Genomic DNA, 11,913 nt, shown 5'->3' with positions numbered 1-11,913 from the left:
AGGCGGGCCGGGTGCAGAACCGAGCAAGGATCACTCGGCCGGTACGGCCGCCTCGGCGTCGCTGCGCTCGTCCGGGCCCGGGGCGACCGGCGGCGCCGCCTTGGGCGCGCGCGGCAGCACGGCGGAGGAGACCACCGCGACCAGCGCGAACACCGCCGCGGTGGCGAACGCGGCCGAGTACCCGTCGGTCAGCGTCCGGGCCGTCGCGGCGCCCGTGCCGCTCACCGCGGCGGCCACGGCGGCGAGCACGGCCAGGCCGACCGCGCCGCCGACCTGCCGCGTCGTGCTGAACAGACCCGACGCGAGCCCCGCCTCCTCGCGCGGGACCCCGGCGGTCGCCGACAGCGCCAGCCCGGTCATCGCGAAGCCCGTGCCCGCGGTGACCAGGACCATCGGCACCAGCAGGTCGCCGAGGAAGTGTCCGTCGGCGGGAACGAGCGCGAGCCAGCCCAGGCCGGCGGCGGCCCCGAGCGGTCCGAAGGTCAGCAGCGCCCGCGGCCCGACGCGCTTGGCCAGCGCGGGTCCCGCGTACGCGGCGGCGCTCATCGCGACCGCGCCCGGCAGGAAGGCCAGCCCGGCCTCGAACGGGGTGTAGGACAGCACGTTCTGCATGTAGAGCGTCAGGAAGAAGAAGTGCGCGATCACCGCGCAGCACAGCCAGAACATCATGGTGTTCGCGCCCGCGACCGACCGCAGCCGCAGCACCCGGAAGGCCAGCAGGGGCTCCCTGGCGACCCGCGCCTCGTGGACGACGAACCAGGCGATGAGGGCGATGCCGCCGATCAGCGCGATCAGGGTGACGGGCGCGCCCCAGCCGTGCCGCGGCCCGGCGATGGTCCCGTAGACGAAGGCCAGCAGGCCGGCGGTGACCAGCACGGCGCCGGCCAGGTCGAGGCGGCGTCCGGCCACCGGCCGGGTCGCGGGGAGCACACGGCGCGCGGCGAGGAGGGAGACCAGGCCGATCGGGAGGTTCACGAAGAACACCCACCGCCAGTCGAGCGCGTCGGTCAGCACGCCGCCGAGCACCGACCCGACGGCGGTGCCTCCGGCCGAGACCGCGCTCCACACGCCCATGGCCTTGGCGCGGCGCGGGCCCTCGGAGAACGTCGTGGTCAGGATCGTGAGCGTCGCCGGGGAGAGCACCGCGCCGCCGAGGCCCTGGACGGCCCGGGCCGCCACGAGCGTGCCGTCGTTCTGGGCGAGGCCCGCGACGAGGCTGGCGGCGGTGAACAGCAGCAGCCCGGCGGCGAACACGCGTCGCCGGCCGAACAGATCGGCGGCGCGGCCGCCGAGCAGCAGGAAGCCCGCGTAGATCACCGCGTAGGCGTTCACGACCCATTGCAGGTCCCCGGCGCTGAAGCCCAGGTCGTCGCGGATCGCCGGCAGCGCGACGTTCACGATCGACACGTCGAGGACGACCATGCCCTGCCCGAGGCACAGGACCGTCAGGACGGCCCAGTCCGGGACCCGCCTGGTCTCTTTCGTCATACCGAAGCTTCCTTCCGCGAGGACGAGGGATGCGCAATCAGTACATGACCAAGAACGTCTTGAGTCAAGATGTTCTGGAACTAAGACTATTTATGTCGAGAGGAATGTGATGGAGATCGCTCTCTGGGGTGTCGCGGGCGTCGCCGGCGCCGCCGTCCTCGCCGCCGTCCTGGCCTTCGGAGGCCGGGCGGGGCTGATGTACCTGACCTTCTACCGGCGCCCCAAGGGGCATCCCGGCTCGTTCACCCGGCGCCCCGACGACGGTGCCGTCGTCGTCTGCGCGGGAGACAGCCTCACCCACGCCACGGTCAGCGGCGACTACGTCGCCCGGCTGCGGCGCCGCCTCCCGTCCACACGGTTCGTGAACGCGGGACGCAACGGCGACACCGCCGAGGGCCTCCTCGGACGGCTCGGCGAGATCCTGGCCTGCGAGCCGACGGACGTCGTGATCCTGATCGGCACCAACGACGTGCGGCGGTCGCGGCCGCACGCCGCCTTCGCGGCGGACGTCGCCGCGATCCTCACCCGCCTCACGCCGGCCGCCCGCGTGGCCCTGCTGTCGATCCCGCCCCAGGGCGACCGGCCCGACGACCCCGTCAACGACGTCGTCGCCTCGTACAACCTCCTGCTCGCCGACCTCGCGGACGAGCACGGGGCCGGCTACGTGCCCGTCCACGAGCGCCTGGCGGCACTGGCGGCGGACGACGCGGGCACGGACCGTCCGGCCACCACCGGGGTGTCCTCCTACCTGCGCCTGACCGCCTGGCACCTGCTCGCCCGCCGCTCCTGGGACTCCCTCGCGGCCCGCCGCGGCTCGACGGTCCTCGTCGACGGCGTCCATCTCAGCGACCGCGCGGCGGACGAGGTGGCGGACCTGGTCGCGGAACGGCTGGGTCGAGCGGCTCTTCAACGGGGCTTCACCGGCACTGGCGAAGGTGGGCCGCACACCAGCGACCGAGGAGGCAGACATGACGGAAGCTGACCGCCGGGTGGCCCTCGTCACCGGCGGCACCAAGGGGATCGGGCTGGCGATCGCGGAGGCGCTGGGCCGCCAGGGCCTGGCCGTCTTCATCGCCGCGCGCACGTCCGGGGACGTCACCGACACCGTCAAGCGGCTGCGGGCCGAGGGCCTCGAGATCGACGGCACCGCCGCGGACGTGCGCGACGGCGACCAGGTGCGGAACCTGGTGGCCGCCGCGGTCGCCCGGTACGGGCCGCTCGACGTGCTGGTCAACAACGCCGGGCGCAGCGGCGGCGGGGCGACCGCCGACCTCCCCTACGAGCTGTGGGACGACGTCATCCAGACCAACCTCAACAGCGTCTTCCGCGTCACCACCGAGGCCATCAACCAGGGCGGGCTGCGGGACAAGCCGTCCGGACGCATCATCAACATCGCCTCGACGGGCGGGAAGCAGGGCGTGGTCCTCGGCGCGCCCTACTCGGCCTCGAAGCACGGGGTCGTCGGCTTCACCAAGGCGCTCGGGCTGGAGCTCGCCAGGACGGGCGTCACGGTCAACGCGGTCTGCCCGGGATACGTCGAGACACCGCTGGCCGAACGCGTCCGGCGCGGCTATGCCGAGGCGTGGGACACCACCGAGGAGGACGTCCTGGAGCGCTTCCAGGCGAAGATCCCGCTCGGCCGCTACAGCACTCCCGAGGAGGTCGCGGCGCTGGTCGGCTACCTGGTCACCGACGCGGCGGCCCCCATCACCGCCCAGGCCATCAACGTCTGCGGCGGCCTCGGCAACTACTGACCGGCCGACCAGGAGGAGCAGCGACCATGACGCACGAGACCGAGCACACGATCGAGCTGGCCGCCCCGGCCGAGGCGGTGTACGGGCTGATCGCCGACGTTTCGCGGTGGCCGTGGATCTTCCCGCCGACCGTGCACGCCGAGCGGATCGAGGGCGACGACGCCGAGGAGGTGATCCGGCTGTGGGCCGGCGCGGGCGACGACGTCAAGAGCTGGACGTCGCGGCGGCGGCTCGACCCCGCCGCGCTCCGCGTGAGCTTCCGGCAGGAGAAGTCCGCTCCGCCGGTCGCCTCGATGGGCGGCGAGTGGCTGCTCGAACCCCTCCCGGGCGACCGCACCAGGGTGCGGCTGCTCCATGACTTCACGGCCGTGGACGAGGCGTCCACCGGCTGGCTCGAGGACGTCGTCGACCGCAACAGCGCTGCCGAGCTGGCGGCGCTGCGGCGCGTCGCCGAACTGGGCCCGGAACTGGAGGAGGTGATGCTCACCTTCGACGACGTGACCGAGGCCGCGGGGTCGGCGGCGGACGCCTACGAGTTCATCGACCGCGCCGATCGGTGGCCGGAACGGCTCCCGCACGTGGTGAAGGTCGACTTCCGGGAGGACGAGGACGGCGTCCAGACGCTCGGCATGGAGACCAAGGCCAAGGACGGGTCGACGCACACCACCCGTTCGTTCCGGGTCGGGTTTCCCAACGAGCGCATCGTCTACAAGCAGCTCGTCCTGCCCGCGCTGCTCAGCGTCCATACCGGCACCTGGCTGTTCGAGCCGTCCCCGGACGGCGCGAGGGTCGCCATCACCTCGCGGCACACGGTCGCGATCAAACGGTCGGCCGTCAAGGACGTGCTGGGCGAGGACGCCACCGTCCAGGACGCGCGCCGCTACGTGCGCAACGCGCTCGGTGCCAACAGCAGGGCCACCCTGCGCCTGGCCGGGGAGTACGCCGAAGGGAAGGCCCGGTGAGCCTTTACGCGAGGGTCCAGGACTTCTACGCCCGCCAGATGCGGCTCCTCGACGAGGGAAAGGCCGAGGAGTTCGCCGAGACCTTCACCGAGGACGGCGTCTTCGCCCAGACCACCTCGGATCCGCGTCACGGCCGCGACGCGATCGCGATCGCCTTCCGCAAGGCGATCGACCGCCGCGACGGGCCCCGGCGGCGGCACTGGCTCGGCATGCTGAGCGTCGACGAGGAGGCCGACGGGACGATCCGGACCCGCTACTACGCGCTCGTCATCGAGGGACGGCGGCTGCACCTCAGCACCTCCGCCGAGGACGAGCTGATCGACCGGGAGGGCGCGCTGCTGGTGCGCAGCCGCACCGTGAGCCACGACGATGACTGAGCCGCGGCTGGAGGAGGTCGCCGACCGGGTCTTCGCCTACGTCCAGCCGGACGGCGGCTGGTGCCTCAACAACGCCGGGATCGCCGGCGGGCTGGTGATCGACACCGCGGCGACCGAGGCCCGGGCGCGGGCGCTGCGGGAGTCCGCCGAGGAGATCGCCCGGACGCGCCTGGTGGTCAACACCCATCACCACGGCGACCACACCCACGGCAACTTCGTCTTCGCTCGCGACGCCCCCGTCATCGCCCATCCGCTGGCCCGCACCGAGATGTCCCGGCGCGGGCTGGCGCTGTGCGAGGTATGGCCCGACCGGGCCTGGGGCGCCCTGAAGGTCGCGCTCCCCACCCTCACCGTGGCGGACCGGCTGACCGTCCACGCGGGGAGCATCAGGGCCGAGGTGCTGCACCCCGGCCCGGCGCACACCACCGGAGACCTCGTCGTCTGGCTCCCCGACCACCGGGTCGTGTTCACCGGGGACCTCGTGCTGCCCGGCTGCGCCCCGTTCACGCTCATGGGCTCGGTGGCGGGGACCCTGGAAGCGGTCGCCCGGCTGCGCGAGCTCGACCCGCTGGTGGTGGTCGGGGGGCACGGTCCCGTCGCCGGGCCCGGAGCGCTGGACGAGACCGAGGCCTACCTGCGGCGCGTCCAGCGGCTCGCCGCCGAGGGGCGCGCCGCGGGCCTGACGCCGCTGGAAACCGCACTGGAGGCGGGGCACGGCGAGTTCGACGGCTTGAGAGACGCCGAACGGCTCGTGGCCAACCTGCACCGGGCCTACGCCGACGCGGACGGCGTGGAGCCGGGGACCGGGCTCCGCTCCGGCCCGGTCTTCCGGGAGATGACCGCCTTCAACGGGGGCCGCCACCCGGTCTGCCGGGTGTGACGTCACCGACGCCCTCGAAGACGACCTCGCAGACGTGCCGGTCGCCGGTGGACACCGCGCCGATGCGCTCCCCCTTGGCGAACTTCTCCTGGGTGCGGGCGCGGTCGAAGGATTCCTGGTCCTTCCACTCGGCGATGTTGAAGTAGACGTCCGGATCGGTGGACGAACGCACCAGCTGGAAGCGGATCAGGCCCGCTTGCCCGCTCATGAAGGCGGCCACCGCCTCGTAGATGCGCTCCAGCTCCGCCGCCGGCCCGGTCAGAGTGATCTTGTTCACGAAGACGACCATGCCGCCGAGCCTGCCGCCGGGCGCTGAGGAACCGGTGAGGTCCGGCTCAAGCCGCGCCGGGCCGTGCGCGTCTAGCGATTCCTCAGCGCCGTCGCGGACCATCGTTCACGAGCGGTTCGAACATCGCTCGAAGCTCGCACGAAACCTGCTCGGGAAGGCGGGGTCTCGGATGGCAAACGGAAGCAAGGTGGCGGTGGTGACCGGCGGCACCCGCGGCCTCGGCCGCGACATCGCCGACGCCCTTCACGGCGCGGGCTGGCACGTGGTCCGCGCCTCGCGCAGCGGGCCCGCGCCCCGCACCTGGCCGCCCACCGGGGACGACGCGGAGCCGCGGAAGCGAGGCGGCGACGACGCAGGGCCGTGGGCGCAAGGTGGCGACGACGCGGAGCCGTGGACGCGGGACGGCGACGCCAAGGACCGGTTCCTTCCGGTGGACGTCCGCGACCCCGTATCGGTGCGGGCGCTGCTCCACGCGGTGCGCGAGGAGTTCGGCGGCTTCGACCTGCTGGTCGCCAACGCCGGGATCAGCCGCCCCGGGCCGGTGGCGGCGCTCGCGCCCGACTCCTGGGAGGACGTTGTCCAGACGAATCTGACCGGGGTGTTCCACTGCGTCCAGGCCGCGATCCCGTACCTGGAGCGCTCGGCAGACGGGCGGATCATCACGGTGTCGTCGGTGCTGGGTTCCCGGCCCGTGCCGGGTGCGGCGGCCTACGCCGCGGCCAAGTCCGCGGTGGAGACCTTCAGCAAGGTCGCCGCCCTGGAGCTGGCTCCCGCCGGGATCACGGTCAACTGCCTGTCGCCGGGGTTCATCGACGCCGGGATGGGCCGCGAGCTGGCGGCCAACCGCGACGTCTGGCCGGCGTTTGAAGGGAAGCTCGCCCTCGGCCGGATGGGCACCGGGGACGAGGTGGCCCGCGCGGCGCTGTTCCTGGCCGGCGCGGACAGCTCCTACGTCAACGGCCACGTCCTGGAGGTGAACGGGGGCCTGCGCTGGTGACCCGACCGCGATCCGGGCCGCGGGGACGAAGATCGCCCCTTGCCAATACTCGACTAATTAAGTATGAAAACTAGGGATTGGAGCCGCCGTGAAACCCCTCGTTCGGACGTTCCCGGCCGCCGTCGCGACCCTGGCGGTGGCGCCCTTCGCCACGGCCTGCTCGGCGGGCGACGACGCCGGCGCGGCCGCCGGGCGGACGCTGCGCATCGGGATGGCGACCTCGCCCGAGTGCCTGGACCCGCAGCAGGCCGGGACGTCCGCCGCGCTCAACATCGGCCGCCAGCTCGTGGACTCGCTCACCGACCAGGACCCCCGCACCGGGGAGATCAAGCCCCATCTGGCCGCATCCTGGAAGGTCGACCGCGACTCGACCGCCTTCACGTTCACGCTGGTGCGCGGCGCGACGTTCAGCGACGGCGAGCCGGTCGACGCGGCCGCCGTCAAGGCCAACTTCGACAACGTGGTCAAGCTCGGCGCCAAGGCCCTGCTCGGCTCGGCCTACCTGGCCGGGTATCGGCGCACCACGGTCATCGACGCGCAGACCGCGCGGGTGGAGTTCGCCAAGCCGAGCGCGCAGTTCCTCCAGGCCACCTCGACGGTGTCCCTCGGGCTGCTGGCCCCCAGGTCCTTCGACTCCCCCGCGCCGCGGCGCTGCCAGGCCGCCGGGCTCATCGGCTCCGGACCGTTCACGTTCAAGAGCCTGGTGCAGAACCAGCAGGTCGTCCTCGTCAAGCGGCCCGGCTACGCCTGGGGTTCGGGCGCGTCGGCACACCACGGCGAGGCGTACCTGGACCGCATCACCTACGTGGTCGTCCCCGAGGCGGGGGCGCGCGCGGGGGCGCTGGAGTCCGGACAGGTCGACGCGATCACCGATGTCGCCCCCGGCGATCAGGCACGGTTCCGCGGCGGCGGGTTCACCGAGGTGGACGCCGCCAACCCGGGCATCCCCTACAACCTCCAGCCCAACACCTCGCGGCCGGCCCTCAACGAGGAGAAGGTCAGGCAGGCCCTGCAACTCGGCATCGACCGCAAGGCCGTCGTCGACACGGTGCTCACCCCCAGTTACAAGCCGGCCACCGGAGCCCTCGCCGCCACCACCCCCGGCTACGTCGATCTCAGGGACCAGGTGCGGTACGACCCCGCGCGAGCCGGTGCGCTCCTGGACGAGGCGGGCTGGAAGCCCGGACCGGACGGCGTCCGGGTCAAGAACGGCAGGCCGCTCCGCCTCGGGGTCGTCTACCCCACCAGCTTCGACCAGAACCAGCCGGTGCTCGAACTGATCCAGCAGCAGGTCAGGAAGATCGGTGTCGGTCTGACGCTCCGGCAGGGGACGCCGGGACAGCTCGCCCGGCTCGCCGCGTCCGGCGACTACGACCTGGCGTGGTCCAACCTCACGCGCTCCGACCCGGACGTGCTGCGTCCGATCTTCTCCACCAAGTACGTCAACCGCTCCTACCTGAAGCCCAACCCGCTGGACGACCTGCTCGACCGGCAGGCGGCCCAGCCGCAGGAGGCCGAGCGCAGGGCGACGGTGGCCGAGGCGCAGCGGCTCATCATCGGCAAGGGCTACCTGATCCCAATCTTCGAGGCCGCGCAGGTGCTCGCGTTCTCCCACCGGGTCCGCGGTCTCAGCTTCGGAGCGTCCACCAGGATCGACCTCTACGACGCCCGGGTCGGCGGATGATCCGATACCTCGCCCGGCGCCTCCTGCAGGCGGTCTTCGTGGTCTGGGCGGCCTTCACCCTGTCGTTCCTGGTGCTGTACCTGCTGCCCGGGGACCCGGTCCTCATCATGGCCGGAGGCGGTCAGGCCGGCGAGGCCGGGGCCTACTCCCCCGAGCAGGTCGCCGAGCTGCGCCACGACTACGGGTTCGACCGCCCGCTGCTGACGCAGTACCTCGACCGCCTGCTGCACGCCGTCCGGGGAGACTTCGGCCGGTCGGTCCAGACGAGTTCCCCGGCCGGGCGGATGGTGCTGGACGCCCTCCCGAACACGCTGGCCCTCACCGGCGCGGGCCTCGCGCTCGCGGTGCTGCTGGGCTCGGCCATCGGGCTCCTGGCCAGCCTGACCCGCAGCGAGCCGCTGCGCCGTGGCCTGCTCGCCCTGCCGGGGCTCGGTGTGTCACTGCCCTCGTTCTGGGTCGGGCTGATGCTGCTCCAGGCCTTCTCCTTCCACTGGCACCTGGCTCCGTCCCTGGGCGGCGGCGGGTTCGCCGGCCTCGTGCTCCCGGCGCTCACCCTCTGCCTGCCCGCGACCGCCGCCGTCGCCCAGGTCCTGGCCACCGGCATGCTCGACGAGCTCGGCCGCCCCTACGCCGACACGGCCCGCGCCAAGGGGGCGGGACGGTTGCGCGTGCACTTCCGCCACGCCCTGCGCCTGGCGTCGCTGCCGCCGATCACGATCCTCGCAGTGCTGACCGGCGGCATGCTCGCCAACGCGGTCATCGTCGAGACGGTCTTCGCCCGCGACGGCGTGGGCCGGATCGTCCAGCGGGCGGTCAGCTTCCAGGACATCCCGGTGGTCCAGGCCGTGGTCGTGCTCTCGGCGGTCGCGTTCGCCGTGGTCAACCTGCTCGTCGACCTGTTCTATCCGCTGCTCGACCCGAGAACGACCGCCATGAGGGAAGGGGCCGTCCGCCATGTCTGAGCGCCTGCGCCTCGCCTCGCGCGACGTCCCATCCGTCCTGCGCAAGGACCGGCCCGCCTTCCGCTTCATCCGGCCCGCCCTGCGCTCTGTCCGGCCCGCCCTGAGCCGTGTCCTCCGCCATGTCCTTCGACGGCCGGGGCTGCTTTTGGCGGTCCTCGTCATCCTCGTGGCGCTGGCGGCGGCCGTGTTCCCGTCGGCTTTCACCGGCCAGCAGCCGTTGGCGGTGGGAGGCGCGGGGAACCGGCTCGCTCCGCCCGGCGCCCATCACCTGTTCGGCACCGACCAACTGGGGCGCGACGTGTACGCGCGGGTCGTCTACGGCACCGGCCTCACGCTCCGGGCGGCGGCCCTGGCCTTGGCGGTGGCGGTCCTCGCCGGGACGGTGCTGGGCCTGACCGCCGGGTTCTCGGGCGGCCGGGTCGACGACGCGGTCATGCGGCTGGTCGACGTCCTGCTCGCCGTTCCGGGACTCCTGCTGTCGCTCGCGGTGGTGACCGCGCTGGGCTTCGGCACCATGAAGGTCGCGCTGGCCGTCGGCGTCGCGGCGATCGCCTCCTTCGCCCGGGTCGTACGGGTGCAGGCCCTGCGGGTGCGCTCGGCGCCGTACGTCGAGGCGGCGCGGTCCTTCGGGGTCCGCCGGATCACGGTGGTCTTCCGCCACGTCCTGCCCGCCACCGTCGCACCGGTGCTGGTGCTGGCCACCCTCGAGTTCGGCGTGGCGATCCTGGCCGTGTCCTCGCTGAGCTTCCTCGGCTTCGGGGCCCGGCCGCCCACGCCCGAGTGGGGCTCGCTCGTCGCCTCGGGCCGCGGCTCCATGGCGTCGGCGTGGTGGCTGACCACCATGCCGGGCCTCGTCATCGCGGCGGTGGTCCTGGCCGCCAACCGGATCGCGCGGGAGGTCAGGTGACCGACGCCCTGAGCATTGACGACCTCCACGTCGCCTACGGGGACGCGCCCGCCCTCCGCGGCGCGAGCCTGCGGATCGCCCCCGGCGAGACCGTCGCCGTGGTCGGCGGATCCGGCTCGGGCAAGACGACCCTCGCGCACGCGGCCATCGGCCTCCTCCCGCGGAGCGCGCGGGTGGACCGGGGCGGCATCCGCATCGCCGGGCACGAGGTGAGCCGGGCGTCGGCGGCGGAATGGCGGGCGCTGCGCGGCCGGCGGGTGGGGTTCGTCCCCCAGGATCCGGGGGTCCACCTGAACCCGGCGATGCGGATCGGACCGCAGGTCGCCGAGGTCCTGCGCATCCACCGCCTGGCGGGACGGCGCGAGGCCGCCGCGATGGCGATCGGGCTGCTGGAACGTGCCGGTCTCCCCGACGCGGCGACGCGGGCCCGGCAGTACCCGCACGAGCTGTCGGGCGGCATGCGCCAACGCGTCCTGATCGCGATCGCGCTGGCCGCGGAGCCGCCCTTGATCATCGCCGACGAGCCCACCAGCGCGCTCGACGTCACCGTGCAGCGGCAGATACTCGACCACCTCGGCCGGATCGGCCGCGAGACCGGGACCGCGCTGCTTCTGATCACCCACGACCTCGCCGTCGCCGCCGAGCGCGCCGACCGCGTCGCCGTGATGGAGGCGGGCCGCGTCGTCGAGCAGGGGCCCGCGGAGCAGGTCCTCACCTCGCCCGGGCACCCGGCCACGCGGCAGCTCCTGGACGCCGTCCCCGGGCGTCCGCCACGCGCGGAGCGTCCGCCACGCGCGGAGCGTCCGCCACGCGCGGAGCGGCCGCCACGCGCGGGGCGGCCGGAGACCGCCACCGAGCCGCTGCTGTACGCCGAAGGGCTGACCAAGGACTTCCGGCTGCCCGGCCGCCGCACGCTGCGCGCGGTCGACGACGTCGGCTTCGTCCTGCACCGCGGCGAGACGCTGGCGCTGGTCGGCGAGTCCGGGTCCGGGAAGTCGTCGGTGGCGCGCATGGTCATGGGACTCACCCGGCCGACCTCCGGACGGGTCCGGATCCCCGGGGGAAACACCGCGCGGCAGGTCCAGCTCGTCTATCAGAATCCGTACGCCTCGTTGAACCCGCGCATGCGCGTCGCCGCCATCATCGCCGAGCCGCTCCGGGCCCAGCGCGAGGGCGACCGCGCCGCTCGCCGCGCCCGGGTCGCCGAGCTGGCCGACCAGGTGGCGCTCCCGGCCGCGCTCCTGAGCCGCCGGCCGGGCGAGCTGTCGGGCGGGCAGCGGCAACGGGTGGCGATCGCCCGGGCCCTGGCCCTCCGGCCCCGGGTCCTGGTGTGCGATGAACCCGTGTCGGCGCTCGACACCGTGACGCAGGCCCAGATCCTGCGGCTGCTCGGGCGACTGCGCGACGAGCTCGGCCTGAGTCACCTGTTCATCTCCCACGACCTGGCCGTCGTCCGCGAGTTCGCCGACCGGATCGGCGTCATGCGGGCGGGCCGCCTGGTCGAGATCGGCCCTTCCGCGCGCGTCTTCGACGCCCCGGAGAACGAGCACACGATGCGTCTTCTGGAGGCGATCCCCCGACCCGCCAAGCTCGCCCAACGAGATCTCCACTAG

At 73.4% G+C, this 11,913-nt stretch carries 12 protein-coding genes; 10 read left to right on the top strand and 2 right to left on the bottom strand.

Annotation, left to right across the window (positions count from 1 at the left end):
- Positions 1–30: 30 nt before the first annotated feature.
- Entirely contained in the window at positions 31–1,488 is a 1,458-nt protein-coding gene (locus ACFPCY_RS13730) for an MFS transporter (protein WP_378254951.1), read from the bottom strand.
- A 109-nt stretch (positions 1,489–1,597) separates the two neighbouring features.
- Here ACFPCY_RS13730 and ACFPCY_RS13725 point away from each other — a divergent pair, with 109 nt between their 5' ends.
- The 5 genes from ACFPCY_RS13725 to ACFPCY_RS13705 are packed head-to-tail and all read left to right on the top strand — an operon-like array spanning position 1,598 to position 5,461.
- Positions 1,598–2,470 carry an SGNH/GDSL hydrolase family protein gene (locus tag ACFPCY_RS13725; protein WP_378254949.1) on the top strand — a complete coding sequence of 291 codons (873 nt, stop codon included), beginning with the start codon at positions 1,598–1,600 and terminating at the stop codon, positions 2,468–2,470.
- Complete coding sequence (locus tag ACFPCY_RS13720) at positions 2,457–3,242, top strand: SDR family NAD(P)-dependent oxidoreductase (protein WP_378254947.1); 786 nt, start codon at positions 2,457–2,459, stop codon at positions 3,240–3,242. Before ACFPCY_RS13725 ends, ACFPCY_RS13720 begins: the two co-directional genes overlap by 14 nt.
- Before the next feature lie 26 nt (positions 3,243–3,268).
- Complete coding sequence (locus ACFPCY_RS13715; protein ID WP_378254945.1) at positions 3,269–4,204, top strand: aromatase/cyclase; 936 nt, start codon at positions 3,269–3,271, stop codon at positions 4,202–4,204.
- Positions 4,201–4,581 carry an SgcJ/EcaC family oxidoreductase gene (locus ACFPCY_RS13710; protein ID WP_378254943.1) on the top strand — a complete coding sequence of 127 codons (381 nt, stop codon included), beginning with the start codon at positions 4,201–4,203 and terminating at the stop codon, positions 4,579–4,581. The genes ACFPCY_RS13715 and ACFPCY_RS13710 overlap by 4 nt, the downstream gene beginning before the upstream one ends.
- Positions 4,574–5,461, top strand: a complete 888-nt coding sequence (locus ACFPCY_RS13705; RefSeq protein ID WP_378254941.1) for an MBL fold metallo-hydrolase — start codon at positions 4,574–4,576, stop codon at positions 5,459–5,461. Before ACFPCY_RS13710 ends, ACFPCY_RS13705 begins: the two co-directional genes overlap by 8 nt.
- Here ACFPCY_RS13705 and ACFPCY_RS13700 read toward each other — a convergent pair.
- Complete coding sequence (locus ACFPCY_RS13700; protein WP_378254939.1) at positions 5,427–5,750, bottom strand: antibiotic biosynthesis monooxygenase family protein; 324 nt, start codon at positions 5,748–5,750, stop codon at positions 5,427–5,429. The genes ACFPCY_RS13705 and ACFPCY_RS13700 overlap by 35 nt on opposite strands.
- Positions 5,751–5,919: 169 nt before the next feature.
- Between ACFPCY_RS13700 and ACFPCY_RS13695 the strand changes: the two genes are divergently transcribed.
- The 5 genes from ACFPCY_RS13695 to ACFPCY_RS13675 all read left to right on the top strand — a co-directional run bounded on the left by ACFPCY_RS13695 (position 5,920) and on the right by ACFPCY_RS13675 (position 11,913).
- On the top strand, positions 5,920–6,747 hold the full coding sequence (locus ACFPCY_RS13695; protein ID WP_378254937.1) for an SDR family NAD(P)-dependent oxidoreductase: 828 nt from the start codon (positions 5,920–5,922) through the stop codon (positions 6,745–6,747).
- Positions 6,748–6,835: 88 nt separating this feature from the next.
- A complete protein-coding gene (locus ACFPCY_RS13690) occupies positions 6,836–8,431 on the top strand; it encodes an ABC transporter substrate-binding protein (protein ID WP_378254935.1) in 1,596 nt (531 codons plus the stop codon).
- The gene (locus ACFPCY_RS13685) at positions 8,428–9,393 is read left to right on the top strand and encodes an ABC transporter permease (RefSeq protein WP_378254933.1); all 966 of its coding nucleotides are present in this window, start codon (positions 8,428–8,430) and stop codon (positions 9,391–9,393) included. Before ACFPCY_RS13690 ends, ACFPCY_RS13685 begins: the two co-directional genes overlap by 4 nt.
- A complete protein-coding gene (locus ACFPCY_RS13680) occupies positions 9,386–10,300 on the top strand; it encodes an ABC transporter permease (RefSeq protein WP_378254932.1) in 915 nt (304 codons plus the stop codon). Before ACFPCY_RS13685 ends, ACFPCY_RS13680 begins: the two co-directional genes overlap by 8 nt.
- Positions 10,297–11,913 (top strand): dipeptide ABC transporter ATP-binding protein, encoded by a 1,617-nt coding sequence (locus tag ACFPCY_RS13675; RefSeq protein ID WP_378254930.1) that lies wholly within the window; start codon positions 10,297–10,299, stop codon positions 11,911–11,913. Before ACFPCY_RS13680 ends, ACFPCY_RS13675 begins: the two co-directional genes overlap by 4 nt.

The sequence above is a fragment of the Actinomadura gamaensis genome, from assembly GCF_042652125.1.
Lineage (GTDB): Bacteria > Actinomycetota > Actinomycetes > Streptosporangiales > Streptosporangiaceae > Spirillospora > Spirillospora gamaensis.
The sequence above is the reverse complement of the archived record's forward strand: the minus strand, read 5'-3'. Positions and strand labels throughout refer to the sequence as shown.